The 18379-nt window shown below is 44.5% G+C and carries 15 protein-coding genes; 4 read left to right on the top strand and 11 right to left on the bottom strand.

Going from position 1 to position 18379, the window contains the following annotated elements; genetic code table 11:
* The first annotated feature begins 242 nt into the window (after positions 1–242).
* A complete protein-coding gene (locus tag GKG43_RS07115) occupies positions 243–1214 on the top strand; it encodes a LysR family transcriptional regulator (protein ID WP_129878906.1) in 972 nt (323 codons plus the stop codon).
* A 20-nt stretch (positions 1215–1234) separates the two neighbouring features.
* Here the strand turns inward: GKG43_RS07115 and GKG43_RS07120 are convergent, their stop codons facing one another.
* Together GKG43_RS07120 and GKG43_RS07125 are read right to left on the bottom strand one after the other, a co-directional pair.
* A complete protein-coding gene (locus tag GKG43_RS07120; protein ID WP_129878907.1) occupies positions 1235–3109 on the bottom strand; it encodes a PEP/pyruvate-binding domain-containing protein in 1875 nt (624 codons plus the stop codon).
* Between the two features lie 141 nt (positions 3110–3250).
* The gene (locus GKG43_RS07125; protein ID WP_055149933.1) at positions 3251–4219 is read right to left on the bottom strand and encodes a LysR family transcriptional regulator; all 969 of its coding nucleotides are present in this window, start codon (positions 4217–4219) and stop codon (positions 3251–3253) included.
* A gap of 123 nt (positions 4220–4342) precedes the next feature.
* Here GKG43_RS07125 and GKG43_RS07130 point away from each other — a divergent pair, with 123 nt between their 5' ends.
* Entirely contained in the window at positions 4343–5626 is a 1284-nt protein-coding gene (locus GKG43_RS07130) for an aminotransferase (protein ID WP_129878908.1), read from the top strand.
* A 28-nt stretch (positions 5627–5654) separates the two neighbouring features.
* Positions 5655–6914 (top strand): Glu/Leu/Phe/Val dehydrogenase, encoded by a 1260-nt coding sequence (locus GKG43_RS07135; RefSeq protein WP_050641782.1) that lies wholly within the window; start codon positions 5655–5657, stop codon positions 6912–6914.
* A 303-nt stretch (positions 6915–7217) separates the two neighbouring features.
* On the opposite strand, the gene GKG43_RS07140 is transcribed toward GKG43_RS07135, so the two are convergent.
* The 3 genes from GKG43_RS07140 to glf form a co-directional block, all read right to left on the bottom strand.
* On the bottom strand, positions 7218–7937 hold the full coding sequence (locus GKG43_RS07140) for a hypothetical protein (RefSeq protein WP_055149930.1): 720 nt from the start codon (positions 7935–7937) through the stop codon (positions 7218–7220).
* 156 nt (positions 7938–8093) lie between these two features.
* Positions 8094–8501 carry a GtrA family protein gene (locus tag GKG43_RS07145; protein ID WP_050641785.1) on the bottom strand — a complete coding sequence of 136 codons (408 nt, stop codon included), beginning with the start codon at positions 8499–8501 and terminating at the stop codon, positions 8094–8096.
* 15 nt (positions 8502–8516) lie between these two features.
* Positions 8517–9614 carry a UDP-galactopyranose mutase gene (gene glf, locus GKG43_RS07150; RefSeq protein ID WP_055149926.1) on the bottom strand — a complete coding sequence of 366 codons (1098 nt, stop codon included), beginning with the start codon at positions 9612–9614 and terminating at the stop codon, positions 8517–8519.
* A gap of 417 nt (positions 9615–10031) precedes the next feature.
* On the opposite strand from glf, the gene GKG43_RS07155 reads away from it, so the two are divergent.
* Entirely contained in the window at positions 10032–11264 is a 1233-nt protein-coding gene (locus tag GKG43_RS07155; RefSeq protein ID WP_050641787.1) for a 6-phosphofructokinase, read from the top strand.
* 129 nt (positions 11265–11393) lie between these two features.
* Here GKG43_RS07155 and GKG43_RS07160 read toward each other — a convergent pair whose 3' ends face one another.
* The 6 genes from GKG43_RS07160 to GKG43_RS07185 form a co-directional block, all read right to left on the bottom strand.
* The gene (locus GKG43_RS07160) at positions 11394–12752 is read right to left on the bottom strand and encodes an 8-oxoguanine deaminase (protein ID WP_055149923.1); all 1359 of its coding nucleotides are present in this window, start codon (positions 12750–12752) and stop codon (positions 11394–11396) included.
* A 12-nt stretch (positions 12753–12764) separates the two neighbouring features.
* On the bottom strand, positions 12765–13682 hold the full coding sequence (locus GKG43_RS07165) for an ABC transporter permease (protein WP_242857483.1): 918 nt from the start codon (positions 13680–13682) through the stop codon (positions 12765–12767).
* Positions 13683–14744: an ABC transporter permease gene (locus GKG43_RS07170; protein WP_083486973.1), complete on the bottom strand. Its 1062-nt coding sequence runs from the start codon at positions 14742–14744 to the stop codon at positions 13683–13685.
* On the bottom strand, positions 14745–16241 hold the full coding sequence (locus GKG43_RS07175; protein ID WP_050642739.1) for an ABC transporter ATP-binding protein: 1497 nt from the start codon (positions 16239–16241) through the stop codon (positions 14745–14747).
* A 72-nt stretch (positions 16242–16313) separates the two neighbouring features.
* Positions 16314–17369 carry a BMP family ABC transporter substrate-binding protein gene (locus GKG43_RS07180; RefSeq protein WP_050641789.1) on the bottom strand — a complete coding sequence of 352 codons (1056 nt, stop codon included), beginning with the start codon at positions 17367–17369 and terminating at the stop codon, positions 16314–16316.
* A gap of 41 nt (positions 17370–17410) precedes the next feature.
* Positions 17411–18355: a nucleoside hydrolase gene (locus GKG43_RS07185; protein WP_050641790.1), complete on the bottom strand. Its 945-nt coding sequence runs from the start codon at positions 18353–18355 to the stop codon at positions 17411–17413.
* Positions 18356–18379: the final 24 nt, after the last annotated feature.

The raw sequence follows: 18379 nt of genomic DNA on the forward strand, positions 1-18379 counted from the left end.
AGTCATTGTCTGATACTTTATCAGTACATCATGGGTGAACTCTACACCATTATTTCCGAAGGTAAATTTACGCAATCCTTATGTAGTTAGTACCTTGATTTTATCACATAAAAATACTAAAATGAAATTAGATTATTTTATACCCCGATAAGTTCAAATTATAGCTCACTGTTTACACCCTGTGGTCAGAACAGTAACGATTTTAGAACTTCTTGATATACCGCCCAGAAAGGACTTTTACCATGTTAGATTTAAAACTTGAAACCTTTCTTGTCCTATGCGAGACAAGAAATTATACACAGACGGCAAGTGTTCTGAATATTACGCAGCCCGCGGTGTCCCAGCACATCAAGCATCTTGAAAATCATTACCAGGCCAAACTGCTTTATTACGATGATAAACGCCGCCTGCACCTCACAGAACACGGAAAGCTTCTGCGTGCATTTGCACAAACGGTACAGTCTGATTCACAGCAGATCGCGGACCGTCTTAAGGCAGATCCGAAGGAACCGGAGGAGATCAGAATCGGTACAATTACGACAACAGGGGAATCCCTGGTTCCTCACATGGTAGCCGAATATCTCAAACGCTTTCCCAATAAAAAAGTCAGCATGTATCTCGGCGAAGCCGATGCACTGCTGACACAGCTGCAGAGCGGACGTATCCACTTCTGCATTACGGATATCTACTGCCCCCCGGACGAATATGAAAGCGCAGAGCTCTTTGAGTCAGAGACAATCTGCGTCTGTTCCCCCAGGCATCCCCTTGCCGGAAAAACGGTGCAGTTCGAAGAACTCAACAAATACCGACTGGTATTCCGTGAAAATGACACCTACTCCCACCGCAACCTGATCAAAATTCTGCATGCGCATAACCAGGACATCAATACCTTCCGCTCCTATGTGGAGATCGGAACCATCAATGCTGTCAAAAAACTGATCATGGAGGACATTGGAATCTCATTTATCTACCGTTTTGTCGTACAGGATGATATCGATGCCGGGCGGCTCAGCCAGATACATATTCATAATTTTTCATCCTTCCATCTCTTCAACTTCGCCTGGATGAAAAACAGTTTTTTTGCCCCCAGCAGCCGGCAGTTCCTCGCCGTCTGTCAGGAAAACATGGATCATCTCAAGGGCGGTGTTTCCCCGGTCAGACACACAGCGGAAGGGCCGGAACCGGGGAGCGCCGCAGGAGAGCCCTCCCGTTGACTGCCGCACCTCTCCGGCCGTTATCTGCTGTTTTTACCGAGCCGGCAGACTGCCCTGCCTTCTTTTGCATCCAAAAGCAGGCTGGTGCCGGTTCCCGATACATCATACACTTTTATAATATGCGACAGCTCCTCTTCCTTTGGCCAAAGCTTAGAAAATACATTTGGGAAATGATTCAGTAATTCCGGCTGGTACAGCCTGGTTTTGCTGTTCTCGTTAATTGCCCCATAATAAACGTCCGCCTCCACTAGGTCCTGGAACATATGGCTTCCATAGGAAAGCTCCGGCCGGTAGCCCGCCTTACTGTATGCCACTTCGCATATGGCAATGAACTGGCTGATATCTGCATAGACAACCGGCACACCCAGTTCCGGGGATGAGGTTCCGATCCGGCCAGGCACAAGAAGCATAAGCTTTTTATCTTCCTCCTCGTAATGCTGGTTAATGCCGCTGATCATTCTTCCCACATCGGGCTTTTTCGTATAAGGATACTCATAATATGCCTGCGGATCCACCCAGACAATGCAGTCCAGCGCCTCTTTCTTCGAGCGCCTCATAGAAGTCCGGCGCACATCAAATAATAGTTCATCATCAAGCCCTTCCGGTATCTCAACCTGCTCGGACGCAGCAACCTGCAGCGGACGGCACTGTAGAAGATTCACCTTCCAGACCCCCTCCCCGGGACTTCTGACGGCAAATTCCACATCCACCGGCCTCTCATATTCTGTCTCCAGCATCTTCAGAATCTTCCTCATCATCTTTATAAAATCATTATTCTCAACCAGACCCTGGCAGTCTGCAAAGTATACCTTTCTGAACTGCCGCCTCTGGGACAATATATATTCCGCATCGCTGTCCCTGCTTAAGACCAGCTTCTTCTGCCAGTCTGTCAGACTGGGAATGACCGCTTCCAGCATTTTCGTACACAGTCCCTCCCCGGAGAGATCCAGTACATCTACCTGGCGCTGGGAAAACTTGTGCCGGTCTGCAATCGTTGTCCGGATATTCGCCTGCGCCCGGTCCATGCCCACAAGACGAGGGTAATCCCCCGGCGTCCTCTCCACCGCTCTGGTTCCAAGCCCCATCACAATGCGCAGCATTCCCGCATCCGGATTCATATGTTCCATCCATTTATAAGGGTTGTAGGAACATCCCATCCCCGCAGCCACCGGAAAATACAGATCGCCATACCTTTCTCCTTCTACCTTCTGAACCAGGAGGGCCATCTGCTCATCCACATCGAGCAGCTTCCGCTTTCTTCTATATTCAATCGCGGACGGATTCATTGTGCTGGCATACACCTGGCGCACCGCATTCTCCAGTTCCTCAAGACGCGCCTCTTCGCAGCCCTGATTCATGCAGAAAATAGATTCATATTTTCCGGAAAAGGCATTCCCATAGCCGTCCTCCAAAAAACTGCTGGAACGCACAATGATCGGTGTAGTTCCGTAATGCTGCAGGACTTTCTTCAGTTCTTCCCGTATTGCTTCCGGAAATACACCGTTTAACAGCCTTTTTTTCAGCTCCTCAGCCTCCTGAAAATGTTCTTTCTCCCGACGGTGCTTTTCCCGGAGTTCCATGCAGTCATTCAGTTCCAGATACTTGCAGAACACATCCGAACCTATAAAAAAAGAATTGTGCGGTTCTATGTAGTCTTTGAATTCGGGCAGACGCACTTTGATCAGCTTCCGTGCCACTAAAAGCCCGCATGCCTTCCCTCCGATCAGCCCCTCTCCGATTCTGCGCTCCCACACCTTTCTGAAATCCTCTGTAGAAAAATGTTTTAATATCAGCCGTTCCATCCGCGCTTCCTTTGTCATAAGGCTGTTGCATACCGTTTTCTTCTCTTCCTCTGTCATCTCTTCCCTGCCAAGCAGTTCTTTCCATATATTCATATAAGAACTCCCCCTTTCCGCGATGCTCTGTGCTTCCTTGTTTACCGGCACATCAATTCTTGTCTTAAACTAAGTGTAAATTATACCGGGCAAAATAGCAAATCATTTCAGATTATAGCAGGTATAAGCAAATGGTTATAATTATTCTGCAGCCTGCTCCGCCCCGATCTTTATCCCCGGCAGCGCCATTTTCATGAATTCAGTCATGCATCTTGTCAGATATTTATTCTTGCGGTAATACAGATAGACCTCCCGGACTGCTTCCGGATCATCTATTTTATAATAGATGATGTCCGCGTCCGGCGGCAGGCTCTTTACAACCGTATCGCTGACAAAAGAGGCGCCCATTCCAAATTCCGTCAGATGGTAGGTGGTCAGAAGCTGGTTCAGCTTTAAGGAATAGTTCAGCTGCACTCCCGCCCTCCGGCAGATAGCCTCCACCCGCTCTCTTGTATCATTGTGGGCCCGCAGTACGATAAAGGGATCATCCTTGAATTTTTTCAGCGGAACGCCGGGAAACTGCGGCTGCAGATGGACATTTCCCCTCACATCATCCACGCTCAGCCGGTATTTTGTCGCCCTTTTATTACTGTCAAAAGAAGCCGGGACCGCCAGCAGCAGGTGCTCTTCCATGAAGATTTTCTTTTCATAAATAGATTCATCCAACAGATAGTTATCAATAATAATATCCAGTTCCCCTGCAAAAAGCTTCTGCTCCAGAAGCGGCGTGTGCCCCTCGAAAAGGCTTACCTTTACATTGGGATAAGTATCACGGAATCTGGAGATAATAGGTGGAAATATAAATGAGGAGAATAGGTATGTACCTCCCACAGAAAGATGCCCGGTCTTGAGTTCGTGCAGATTTCCCACATAGTAGGCGAACTCATCTTCCAGATCCATGATTTTTTCAGCCGTTTTTATGTACCGTTTCCCGCAGTCTGTCAGCTGGATCGGGTTGGTGCTCCTGTCAAAAAGAGGCATTCCCACTTTGTTTTCCACCTTTTTAATCATGGCGCTGAGTGCCGGCTGGGATATATACAGGTTCTCCGCAGCCTTTGAAAAGCTTCTTTCTTTATATACTTCATACACATAGTTCATTCCGCTGAACATACCATTCCCCCATCCTCATAAGCATTTAGTTATATTAACTATATAAATATAAATATTTGTTTTTATTCTATGCTATTTCTATAATAAAATCAAGAAAAGAAACACCGCACAAGGAGGACATTAATGAAAGCAATCACAGACTATTCAAGCGAAGACCTGAACGCTTTACTGAAGGACCTGCAGATTCAGTATCAGGAAGCCCGGGCGCAGAACCTGAATCTGAACATGGCGAGAGGCAAGCCTGCAGCCGCCCAGCTGGACCTGAGCAATGAACTGCTTAACAAAATGGAAAACTATACCCTGGCCGACGGTACCGATGCCAGAAATTACGGTATCTTAGAAGGGATTCCTGAGTGCAGACAGCTCTTTGGAGAGCTGCTTGGCCTGAACCCTGATCAGATGATAATCGGTGGAAATGCCAGCCTCAACCTGATGTTTGATACACTCAGCTTCCTGTGTCTGTTCGGAACCGGCGGCTGCAAACCCTGGGTCTGGCAGAAATATAATGGCACTCCGGTGAAATTTCTCTGCCCGGTTCCCGGTTATGACCGCCACTTCAAGATCTGTGAGGAGCTAGATATCGAGATGATATCCGTACCGTTGAAAGAAGACGGGCCGGACATGGACATTGTGATGGATCTGGTACGCAAAGATGCCTCCATCAAAGGAATCTGGTGTGTGCCGCTCCACTCGAATCCACAGGGCGTTTGCTACAGCGATCACGTTGTAGATCAGCTTGCTTCTATGGAAACTGCAGCAGATGACTTCCGGATTTTCTGGGACAACGCTTATGGCATACATCATATTTATGAAGAAGTCCCCTTGAAAGATATATTAAAAGCTTGTAAGGATGCCGGACACCCGGAAAGAGCGTACTATTTCTTCTCCACCTCCAAAATCAGCTTCCCCGGCGCAGGAATCTCACTAATCGCTTCCGGCCCGGAAAACATAAAAGAACTAAAAGAGCATATGTCGGCACAGACCATCGGACATGATAAACTAAACCAGCTGCGGCATGTCCGTTTTTTCAAAACACCCGAAAATATTAAAATCCATATGAAAAAGCTGGCGGAAGAATTAAGGCCTAAATTTGATATGGTGCTGGATAAGCTGGATCAGAACCTGTCAGGAACCGGCCTTGCATCCTGGAGCACGCCAAAAGGAGGGTACTTTGTATCCTTGGATACACTCCCGGGCTGTGCCAAACGCACGGTAGAACTGGCCAGGGCTGCAGGCGTTACACTGACAGGAGCAGGGGCCACATATCCGTACGGAAAGGATCCGAAGGACAGCAACATCCGTATTGCCCCAACCTATCCTGTCATTGAGGAGCTGGAAAAAGCAATGGACATCTTCACCATCTGCGTAAAGATTGCCGTAATCGAAAAAATAATGAAACCAGATTAAATTTTAGTTCATGAAAAGGAGAATCATTATGGGACAGTATAATCCTTATGACAACGTATTAAAAGTAGTAAAAGAAGCGGCCGACATTCTGGGATATTCAGACAGCGACATCGAAGCAATCAAATATCCCGAAAGGGAGTTAAAGGTAGCCATTCCGGTACGGATGGATGACGGAACCACCCATGTTTTTGAGGGCTACCGCATCCAGCACTCTACTTCCAGAGGACCTGCCAAAGGCGGAATCCGTTTTCATCCGGCCGTAAACCTGGATGAAGTAAAAGCACTGGCAGCCTGGATGACTTTCAAATGTGCTGTTGTCAATATCCCATACGGCGGCGGAAAGGGCGGAGTTGTCTGTGACCCGAACAAGTTATCCGAAAATGAAATCCGTGCCATCACGAGAAGATTTACCGCCGCTATCGCCCCGCTGATCGGACCGGAACAGGACATTCCTGCTCCGGATGTAGGAACTAACGCAGCCGTTATGGGCTGGATGATGGACACCTACAGCATGTTAAAGGGACACTGTGTACACGGCGTTGTCACCGGAAAGCCAATCGAGCTCGGCGGTGCGCTTGGGCGTAACGAGGCGACAGGGCGCGGCGTAATGTTCACCACCAAAAACATTCTCAAAAAGCTGGGCCAGGATCCAAACGGAGCCACCGCGGCGATCCAGGGAATGGGGAATGTGGGAAGCATAACCGCAAAACTACTTTACAAGGAAGGCATGAAAATAGTGGCTGTCAGCGACGTATCCGGCGGAATCTACAAGGAGGACGGCCTGAATGTCCCGGCTATCCTCGAGTACCTGTCCAAAGACCGCAGAAATCTGCTGAAAGATTACAATGAAGAAGGAATGAGCCGCATTACCAACGAAGAACTGCTTGAACTGGATGTCAAAGTTCTGATACCGGCTGCACTGGAGAACCAGATCAACGCCTCTAATGCAGACCGGATCAAAGCAAACATCATCGTAGAGGCGGCCAACGGGCCAATCGCCGCGGAAGCAGACGAAACATTGAATGCCAAAGGGATTGTCATTGTTCCGGATATCCTCGCAAACGCCGGCGGTGTTGTAGTTTCTTACTTTGAATGGGTACAGAATATCCAGTCCGTAAGCTGGACAGAAGAAACGGTTAACGAGAAGCTGAAAAACATTATGGATCCCGCATTTGAAGCCGTATGGAATATCGCAGAACAGCAGCATACAACGCTTCGCACAGGCGCTTACCTGATTGCAGTAAAACGTGTAGTAGATGCGAAAAAGGCAAGAGCAATCTGGCCGTAAAAATTCCTAATAGAACTAAGACCGGGGCAGAATCACAACTGCCCCTTCTGTTTGTTCATAGTTTGTTCATTTATCATTAAAAAAACTTTCATTTTCTACTCATGCTTTCTTCATTTCTTTTGAATATACTAAATATATCAAATGAAGAACAAAACATTTGATACTGACATTCGATAACAGGTGCAATACTATTTGAATAAACTTTTTCATAATACATGCCGGGAGCCGCAAAAGCGACTACCCGGCATCCTCCCTTTTTAAGGAGACTTTTCTGATATATCTGTTTTACCACCACTTTCCCCCTTACCTATATATCGGCTCTTCTATAGCCTCCCTTCCGGATTCTTCCACAGTATCTTTACATGCAAGCGCTTTGCCAGCCCATACTGCCGTCAAAAGCACTACAATGGCTGCTATAATAAGCACACTTTTTTTCTGCTTTTTTTGTATCTCATATTTTTTACTGCTCACTTTGGGTAATTCTTTCAGAACTTCTTTCAGATTAACATATTTTTTCTTCGGGTTTTCGCCGAGACATTTTTCAATGATTCCAGACAGAAGGTATTCTTCCCTTCTTGAAAGAGTGATCACCGGCTCTGCGCGGGCCAGTATAAACTGCATGGTTTTTCCCAGACTATACAGATCCATAGAAAGCCTGGTATTCTCTTTGATATGGATGACCGGTTTTACAAAATGCTCACGCATAGCCGGCTTCTGCATATTCTGCAGGACAAATCCATTGCTTTCCGCACTCAGGTCCAGCAGAAAAATTTTATTTTCAGCTGTTACAAGGACGCTGTATGGATTCAGATACCGGTAGCACTGATCCCTTTTGCTTCTGTGGTACTTTTCCAGTTCCCCTGCCAGCATTCCAAACCATCTGAATACCTCATCCTTTGCAGGCCCGTCTGTATCCTGCATCCTATATACCAACAGCCTGCCAGGAATGCAGTCCATGACAATGCGGCATTTTCCGTTATGCTCTACAAACTTGATAACCTCATATTTTCTTTCTTTAATCAATCATACTCCTTTCTGCAGCTTTTTCTTGATTGAGATACTTATCAGAACCGATGGTGAAACAAACTTTGAAATGTAAAATCAGACCTATCAGAATACTAGTATCTTACTTGATCTGCACAAAAAATGCAAGCACTATTGTGCCTGCATTTTTACCCTCTACTCTTCTTTTCCGTTCTCCAGAAATATCTTTCTGGTGATAAAATTATATACCATTACAATAGCAGTTGCGCCGATCTTGGAAATCATATAGAATATCCCCAGTTTATCAACACAGATCCACATGATTAACTGATTTATCCCCAGCCCGACTATACTCAGGATGATAAATACCACAAAATCCTGCTTTTGGCTTCTGTTTCCTGTGACATTGAATACCCAGTGGACACTCAGCAGATAATTGTAGATCACAGAGATCGTAAACGATACCGCACTGGAAATCAGATAATTAATCCCGCACAGTTCCGTCAATAAAATCATAATCCCGTAATCGATGAGAAACGCGCTTCCCCCGACCACCGCAAATCTGGTAATCTGCTGCCACAGGCTTGTCTTCTTATCATTCATCTTATCCGCCTGCCCTTACATTTCTTCTAGTCTGTTTAAGGCCGCTTCCACAACCTTGTCCATGTCATAATACTTGTAATCTCCAAGCCGCCCTCCGAATATCACATTCTTCTCCCGGGCCGCCAGCTCTTTGTACTGTTCAAACAGACTGTTATTCTTTTCGTCATTAACCGGATAATAAGGATCCATTCCTACAGACCATTCTGAGGAGTACTCTCTGGAGATCACAGTCTTTTCCTGTTTGCCGAATTCAAAATGCTTGTGTTCTATGATTCTGGTATAGGGAACTTCCCGCTCTGTATAATTCACCACCGCATTGCCCTGGTAGTTGTCACAGTCCAGCACCTCTGTCTCAAAACGCACAGAACGGTATTCCAGCGCCCCGAGTCTGTACTCAAAATATTCATCTATCATACCGGTAAAAATAATGGTCTTAGCAATATCCGGGTTTTCTTTTCTAAAAGTAAAAAAGTCTGTGCCTGTCCTGACTTCAATTCCTTCCAGCATCTTCTCAACAACTGCCGTATAGCCCCCCATCGGAATCCCCTGGTACCTGTCGTTGAAATAATTATTATCATAGGTGTATCGAAACGGCAGTCTTTTGATAATAAATGCCGGAAGATCCCGGCAGTCTCTCCCCCACTGCTTTTCCGTATATCCCTTGATCAGCTTCTCATAGACATCGCGCCCGCCCAGAGACAAGGCCTGCTCCTCCAGATTCCGGGGTTCTGTAATATTTGTCTCCGCAACCTGCTTTGCGATCATGTCTTTCGCTTCCTGCGGAGTCCGGATCCCCCACATCTTGCTGAATGTGTTCATGTTAAAAGGCAGGTTGTACAGCTCATCTTTGTAAACTGCAATGGGAGAGTTAATATAATGATTAAATTCCGCAAACTGGTTCATATATTCCCACACTTTTTTATTGGATGTGTGGAAAATATGTGCTCCATATTTGTGTACGTGAATCCCTTCTATGTCTTCGCAGTAAATATTTCCTGCTATGTGGTCACGTCTGTCAATCACAAGGCACTTCTTTCCGCTTTTATTCAGTTCGTGGGCCATCACAGCGCCGTACAGACCTGCCCCCACTACCAGATAGTCATACTGATGCATTTGTTATCCTCCTAAATATAAGTCCTTTTTATGCGGACTTTTCTCACTTTGTCCAATATTATAGCATTTTCAGGGCATTCTGTACATAGAATGACTTGATAAATCCGGACATTCCACAATCCGCAGTCCTAATCTTCATAATTATTTGAACAGTTCAGACAAATCTGAACAGTTACGCATCCAGCACATTGAAATTCGCCTGCGTCGAAGAGCTGGATGCCTGCGACCACCATGTTTTCGTACGGTCTGCGCAGTAAATGCGCAGACCTGTCTGAACCGTTACATTATTTTGCACATTTCCACAACTTATTATATTTTTTCGTTTACAAATTAGTCATTATGCACTAAAATGGATATAAATCGTTTTCTTTATCAGGAAACGAAAACTACTATAATCGAGAGACGGAGGTAACAGACATGAAAGGAAATGTAATCGTCGGCCAGTCCGGCGGACCAACAGCAGCAATTAATTCTAGCCTCGCAGGAGTATACCGCACGGCCAAGGACCGCGGAGCCAAAAAAGTATTCGGAATGCTGCACGGGATTCAAGGCCTGCTGCAGGAAAGATATATAGATATGGCGGATTTTATTCAAACAGAACTGGATGCGGAATTACTCAAGAGAACTCCCGCAGCCTTTCTCGGTTCCTGCCGTTATAAACTCCCGGAGATTCACGAAAACATGGAAGTGTACGACAAGATTTTTCAGATTCTGGATAAACTCGAAATCGAAGCTTTCATCTACATCGGCGGAAATGATTCCATGGATACTATTAAAAAGTTATCCGACTACGCCATTGTCACAGGACATCCCACCCGCTTTGTGGGCTGCCCCAAAACGATTGATAATGACCTGGCGCTCACCGACCACACCCCGGGCTATGGAAGCGCCGCCAAATATATCGGCACATCCGTGAAAGAAATCATCCGCGACAGCTTCTGCCTGGAATATGAAAAGGGACTCGTATCTATCGTAGAGATCATGGGACGCAACGCCGGCTGGCTGACAGGCGCTTCTGCGCTTGCAAAAGGCGAGGACTGCGCAGGTCCGGATCTGATCTATCTCCCGGAGCTGCCTTTTGACATTGAGACATTCGGCGCCAAGGTCCGTGAACTGCTCGCCAAGAAACCCTCTGTTGTCATTGCCGTTTCCGAAGGTATCCGGCTCAAGGACAACCGTTATGTGTGCGAGCTGGGACAGAGCATTGATTTTGTAGATGCATTCGGCCACAAACAGCTCTCCGGTACAGCCAACTATCTTGCCAGCTATATCGCAGGTGAGGTCGGCTGCAAGACCCGTACAATAGAACTGAGCAGCCTGCAGCGTTCCGCATCCCACTGTGCCTCCCGCGTGGACATCCTGGAAGCGTATCAGGTAGGCGGTGCGGCGGTAAAAGCTGCAGATGAAGGCGACTCCGGCAAAATGGTCGTCCTGCAGCGCCTCTCCGATGACCCATATCAGAGCGGCACAGAGGTCAAGGACGTACACAAAATAGCAAACGATGAAAAGCTCGTCCCGAGAAACTGGGTAAACAAAGAGGGCACCTACGTAACCCAGGAATTCCTCAACTACGTGCGTCCGCTCATACAGGGCGATGTCTCCCCGATCGTTGTAGACGGAATCCCACGCCATCTGTTCAGGCCAATATAAAAGCTGTATAGAATATATAACAGAAAAAGAGGAGGAAATGAAGCACTTTCATTTACCTCCTTTTTTTTAATTTGCATCATTCCCCGCACAGCCATACATTTCCACATGAGTTCCGCTGTAAAAAATATGTTAATTACACAAATAATTTTTCGAAACTTGATTTGCCTCCTCAATTAACCGGCCTTCTTCCAAAGCAGTCAGCTTTCCCTCGCTTACAGTTATTTTACCTGCTACAATTGTATAATCGACCGGCTGTTTATACCCTACTGTAGCAAGCATGGATTTCGCATCTTCCATCGCTCCAACTAACTCCAATTTCCGTGTGTCGATCATAAAACAGTCTGCCTGCTTTCCAATTTCAAGACTCCCGATATCTTTACGACCAAGAATCTCTGCGCCACCTCTAGTTGCCATTTTCAGAATCTCATATCCATCTGGTGCATCAGAGCTTGCCTGCAGTCTATGCAGCAGATATGCTGCCCTCATTTCCTCTAAGAGGTTAGATCCATCATTACTGGCACTGCCGTCAACCGCAAGGCCAACTCGGACTCCAATACGGAGCATCTCAGGAATCCGGGCAACTCCTGATGATAATTTCATATTTGAAATCGGACAATGTGCAATCCCGGTATCTGTTGATTTTAACAATTCCAGTTCCCTGTCATTAAAATGAATTCCATGTGCAAACCATACATCTGGTCCCAGCCAATTCAGTTTTTCCATATACTCTAATGGTCTCATCCCCATTTTTTCCAGCATATAACATTCTTCTTCCTGTGTTTCTGCCAAATGTGTATGAAGGCGCACGCCAAAGTCTCTTGCAAGCTGCTGAGACTCTTTCATTAGATCTTCTGAAACGCTGAACGGAGAACAGGGCGCTAACGCAATCTGACGCATAGACCCTTCTGAAATGTCATGATACCGCTCAATTAGTTTCTGAGAATCCTTCATAATTTCTGAGGTTGTCTGCACAACCGCGTCCGGTGGAAGTCCACCGTCCTTTTGACTGAGATCCATACTTCCCCTTGATGCATGAAATCGAATTCCCAGCTTATTTGCCGCCTCAAATTGACTTTCAATCAGATGTCCCCCATTTTCCGGAAATACATAATGATGATCAAAGCAAGTCGTGCAGCCATTTTTCATCAGTTCACCAGCCCCAACTAGTGTGGCATAATATACTATTTTTTCATCTATATTTTTCCATATTCCGTATAAATATCGCAGCCACGGAAACAACTCCATGCGCTGAACCTCCGGAAGATTACGGCTAAATATCTGATACAAATGATGATGTGTATTGATCAGCCCCGGATAAACCACAAAGTTTGTTCCATCAATTATTGTTTTTGCCTTTCTGCCCTCTGAACCAATATAAGAAATTTTTCCTTTTTCTATATACATATTCACATGAGAATATACCTGGTCATTCTCATCGCATGTAACAAGATATTTTATATTTTTAATAAGAATACTTTCCTTTTCCATATTCCTCACCCTCTAGTCTTTGATGTCACCAGAAGCCTGTGGCCCCTTCGCTTTTCCACCTGCAAGGATCAGTACAAGCATTGTCAGCAGGTATGGAAACATTTGTAGAAATTGTTCCGGTATATCCAGATCAAGCGTAATTCTAAGTGCTTGTGAGAATGCAAACAACAGACTTGCCCAAAAAGATCCCAGTGGATTCCAGCCTCCAAAAATCGTTGCTGCAAGGGCAATGTATCCTCTTCCCGCAACCATCTCTTTTACAAAAAGATTGCTTTGCACGATAGACAAATAGGAACCGGATAGACCGCATAACATTCCGCATACTATAACTGCAATATACCGATATTTCGTAACGTCCACTCCTGCAGTAGACGCCGCTTTCGGATGATCTCCTATTGTACGAAGGCGCAGGCCCACTTTTGTACGATACATCACATACCACGAAATGGCTACGATCAATATAGTGATATACAAATACGGGGACTGTTCTTTAAATAGTGGACCGATCACTGGAATCTTATGTAAAAAAGGAACCGTCACAGTTGGAATCTGCGCAACTTCTCCACTCAATCCTTCTTTGTCCCAAATTGCTTTGCATAGAACAATTGTCAATCCAGAAGCAAAAATATTAATCCCCACACCACTTACGGCTTGATTTGTATGGTATCGGATACAAAAAACCGCATGGATCAGGCCAAACACTCCCCCCATCATGATAGCAGCTAAGGTCCCCATCCAGGGTGATTGAAATACAGAAGTTCCGATTACCGCACCTAACGCACCAGCCAGCATCATACCTTCAATACCAAGATTTATGATCCCGCTGCGTTCACAGATTACACTTCCTATGGAAGCCAGAATAAGCGGAATTGCCATTCTCAACGTCACTAACAGCATATTCATAGAAATGAGATGTTCCAAATTATCCACCTATTTTGCCCCCTTTCCCTTTATGAAAGAAACAAGTTCAGGCGTTGCTACAAACAGGATCACCAGCCCTTGCATTACCTTGATCATACTGGTAGATACCCCTGCTATGTAGCTCATTTTCATTGCCCCGGACTCCATGATCCCAAACAATAGTGCGCTCAATAGAACTCCTACAGGATGATTTCTTCCTAACACTGCTACTGCAATACCAGTGAAGCCATAACCCGGAGAAAAGCCATCCACAAATTTCCCTGTTTTTCCAAATACTTCTGTAATACCTGTCAGTGCAGCCAACGCGCCACTCACGGCCATTGTCATGATCACTGTCTTTATCATTCCAATGCCAGATGCCTGGGCTGCTGTACCATTCTCTCCAACTGCCCTGATATTGAAACCCGCCCTTGTTTTACTAAAAAAGAGATATAATAAGACAGCCAATAGGATTCCGATCAAAAATGCAGTAGTTAATTGGGACTTAGGCACTAATTTTGTAAGCATATATTTATCCCCAATCGCAGCAGTCTGTGCAACGCTGGACTTTGGATCCTGTATAGGGCCATGCACACAATAACTGGCAAAAAACTTTAAAATATAATTCAGCATAATGGCTACCAAGACCTCATTGATATTCAATTTTGCTTTTAAGAATCCAGTCACCCCGCCAGCAAGCCCGCCTGCTAACATCCCCGTAACAAAAGCTGCTGCTAATACCAGAGCCCTGGGCATTCCCTGCATTTGCAATGCTGTGACTGTTGCCGCAAGTCCTCCAATATACAGCTGTCCTTCACAGCCAATATTAAACAGTCCCCCCCTATTGGAATATGCACATGCCAATCCTACAAACACTAACGGTATGGTTTTGCCCAACGTTGTAGCCATCGAATTTCTGGAGCCAAAAGCGCCATCAAGTAATGCCCGAAAAGCCTCAAACGGGTGATACCCAGAAGCTAACATAATAACAGCAGTTATGAATAATGATAAAATAATTGCAATAGCTGACAGCAATAAATTTTGCAGTTCAGGCAGCATTATATAACTTGTTCTTTTCCCCTTCACCCCCATTTATTTCCCGCCTTTCTGTCCAGCCATCAAAAGACCTATGGCCTCTTTTGTAAATTCTTCATTTTTTTTCAGAGCCATCACTTCACCTTTGTATAATACTGCTATTCTATCACTGAGCTGAAAAATATCTGTCAGCTCTGCAGAAATTAATAAAATAGCTTTTCCTTGTTTTCTTAATTCTAATAATATTTCATGAATATAATGAATAGCACCTATGTCCAGTCCACGTACCGGTTGGCAAACAAGCACAAAATCTGAATTTTTTTCCACTTCACGGCTTAGGACCATTTTCTGTTGATTTCCGCCTGATAAAGAACCAACGGCCTGTTTTTCGTCTACAGCACGCACATCATATTTTTTCATTGATGCTGAGGCCATCTTATTTAAGTATGTATAATTAATTAGTTCCTTTTTTACAAACTTTTTATTAAATTGATTTCCTAATAAATAATTGTCTAAAATTGAAAAATTAGATAATATAGCCCTTTGATGCCTTTCCGATGGGATATAACTGATCCCCTTCTCTAAGCGTTTTCTAGTGGACCATTTTGTTACGTCCTCCCCTTTGATTACTATGGATCCCTCTTTACATTTTTGAAATCCCATCAAAATTTCTTCTAGCTGCATCTGGCCATTTCCCTCTACACCAGCAATTCCCAAAATCTCTCCCGCATGAATATCAAAAGATACTGTCTCCTGAGCATTTTCTAAAATACGTACTTGATTGATAGAAACGACTGCCTCCCCAATATCATTCGGAAGCCGTTTCAGGTTAAAAGTCACCTCATGTCCGACCATTCTGTTCGCAAGAGCCTTTATAGTCACCTCTTTTGTGGCAGCACTATATACTGACTTGCCCCCTCGCAAAACTGTAACAGAGTCCGAGACTGCTTTTGTTTCATTTAATTTGTGTGTAATAAATATAATGGTCTTTCCCTGTCTTTTTATGTCCCGAAAAATGTCCAGCAGCTGTTCCACCTCCTGTGGTGTAAGCACAGCAGTCGGTTCATCTAAAATAATAATTTCTGCCCCTCGATAAAGTGTTTTCAATATTTCAACACGCTGTTTCATACCGATAGACAAATCTGAGACTTTATCTTCTACATTTAGTCCAAAATTATAACAATCTGAAATTTGCTGTACCTGCTGAATGCTTGTCTTTCTGTCAATCGCAAATCTGCCCGGTTCATTCCCTACCACTACATTTTCCCACACTGTCAGTGCATCTACGAGCATGAAATGCTGATGCACCATGCCAAGTCCACATTCGAATGCCTTCTTTGCCGAATGCTTTACAATATCTTTTCCATTTATTTTCAGAGATCCTTTATCTGCCTTATATAAACCAAACAGTATATTCATGAGAGTTGTTTTCCCCGCACCGTTTTCTCCAAGCAGACAGTGTATCTCCCCTTTTTCTACCAAAAAGTTGATCTGGTCGTTTGCAGTGAAACTCCCAAAACGTTTTGTAATATTTCTCATTTCTACAGCTAACACCGTTGTCACCTCAACTATTCTCTTATAAAAAAGAAGATGTTCCCCGATACAAAACATCTTCTTTTCTTATTTTTACAACTCTGATGGTACTTCGATATCCCCACTAATAATCTGCGATTTAATTGTTTCTAACTGCTCTACAATTTCATCCGGAACCTTTATATTGCTCCCCTCTAAAGTATAACCAATTCCTTCATCAGACAGCCCCAGTACAGTCTCTTCACCAACTTTTAGATTGCCATTCACTGTAGATTCTACAATGTCATATGCTGCATTGTCTACTCGCTTAAGCATACTTGCAACTATATGATCTGGATCTACTGTATTTTGATTTGAATTAACACCGATTGCAATAAAATCAGACTCTTTTGCAGCTGCAAACACTCCAAGACCTGATCCTCCCGCAGCATGGAAAATAATATCATATCCTTTCGCATACTGGCTGCCTGCAATTTCCTTAGCTGTTGTAGTATCCCCAAAAGGATTATCTCCGCCTACATATTGTATGGCCACATCGGCATCTGAATCTACATATTTAACGCCGGCTTGATAGCCTGCGGCAAACCGGTCAATTGTTTCTGACTCCATTGCGCCGATAAACCCATACTTGTGATTATCCTCCAAATTATAGGACGCCGCATCCTGTTTCATATAAGCTGCAAGCGCACCTACAAGAAATGCGCCCTCCTGCTCCTTGCTTGCATAGCTTGCCACATTTTCTTCAAGAAGAGTCGCATCAATGAGTGCGTACTGCTGATCAGGATAGTCTGGTACAACCATTGTAAAAGCATCCAATTGATCGAAAGCAATTCCAATAATGACTGCATACTCACCAGAATTACTCATATCTCTAAGAATCGTTTCAAAATCTGTAACTTCTTTGGGCTCTGCATAGTCAAAATCTACTCCTAATTCTTCTTTCGCACGCTCTAGTCCACTATAAACCTGATCATTATAAGATTGATCTCCAAGACCTCCTATTCCCAATATGACAGCGACCTTTAGATTCGTATTCTTACTTCCCGATGCATTTGTGTCCTCTTTTTTCTGCTCTTTATCCGAACCCGAACATCCCATTAGACCAAATACCATAATAAGTGTTAATAAAAACGATACTACCTTTTTCATATACTTTCTCCTTTACTGTATCACGCCTCATTTCCTAAGATTTACTGAAAAGCTGCAAATAATGTATTAAGTACTTTTTCTGAATCTACATTTATGCAATGTTCAACATATCTCCCTGTTATCGGCTGCTCTCTTAAATCTGTCACAACCATACCTCGACAATACTTTCCCTCACACTCAATCCTCGTAATTCGTTTTTGTGTGCTAACAAGGGCGGGGTCCACCGCAACAACCATTGCCAATGGATCATGAAGCGGGCAGCACTCCCGCATCCAATTTTGTCGGTGAGCGCCCTGCATATACCACTTCATTTCCTGTTGTAAGAAAGACAGCAGCTCTTTGCATTCTTTTCTGCAGCTCACAAGTGCCTGATCGAAATCTGTCTTTCTCAGAATTGTCTTTAAAGTGACATCCAAGCCGACCATTGTTAAGTTCCATGGAGTCTGTACTACAATATCTGCTGCCTCCGGATCCCCTCCTATATTTGCTTCCACTACCGGTGACACATTTCCTGGTGCATGCAGGGTTCCCCCCATAGAAACAACCCGCTTGATTTTTTTATAAAAGTCCGGATATTTTGACAATACCATGGCAATATTTGTCATACGTCCCAATGTAATTAATATCATTTCCCCATCATATTCGCATGCCTTTTGATACAGGAAATCACAAACATCCATTTCTATTGGCTTCTGCTCTGCTTCAGGTAACTCAACATTTCCAATCCCATTTCTTCCATGTATGAAATCCGGGAATTCTCCGCATTTCCCTTCCAGCGGACTCTCCGCACCAATGCAGACTGGTATTCTCCCCTCCATTCCTGCCAGTTTTAGAATCCTTAATGTATTCTCGGCTCCCTGCTTTGCAGTTACATTCCCAGCACTTGTTGTTATTCCCACAATTTCGATATCCGGCCGGGATAGCGCAAATAATATTGCCAGTGAATCATCTACTCCCGGGTCGCAATCGATACAAATTTTCATCATAGTATGTCTCCTTTCTTTTGTGAG

It is taken from the genome of Eubacterium sp. BIOML-A2 (genome assembly GCF_009680135.1).
GTDB classification, from domain to species: domain Bacteria; phylum Bacillota; class Clostridia; order Lachnospirales; family Lachnospiraceae; genus Faecalicatena; species Faecalicatena contortus_B.